The sequence below is a fragment of the Nocardioides malaquae genome (genome assembly GCF_015070385.1).
In the GTDB taxonomy this organism is placed as follows: domain Bacteria; phylum Actinomycetota; class Actinomycetes; order Propionibacteriales; family Nocardioidaceae; genus Nocardioides; species Nocardioides malaquae.
Map to the genome: position 1 here is coordinate 1 of NZ_JADCSA010000714.1, position 256 is coordinate 256.

A 256-nucleotide genomic window follows, 5' to 3' on the forward strand; every position below is an offset into this window, starting at 1 on the left:
CGTCCCAGGCCAAGATAGAATGTGAGGACCAGAACGACGGGTCCTGTGATGTGCGCTATTGGCCCACGGAGCCAGGAGAGTACGCTGTCCATGTGACCTGTGACGACGAGGACATAGAACTCAGTCCGTTCATGGCCGCCATCAGCATTGATGACCACAGCAGCAACCCTCAGATGGTAAGGAACAAGACTTGGCGAATGATGTGATGTTTGTTTTTTCATGTCATCATGTTATGGGTTTTTTAATGCTGTGTACG

At 50.4% G+C, this 256-nt stretch carries 1 protein-coding gene; it reads left to right on the top strand.

Annotation, left to right across the window (positions count from 1 at the left end):
• On the top strand, nt 1-206 hold a 206-nt coding region (locus IEQ44_RS16170; RefSeq protein WP_193639448.1), incomplete at its 5' end, for a filamin/ABP280 repeat domain-containing protein.
• Nucleotides 207-256: the final 50 nt, after the last annotated feature.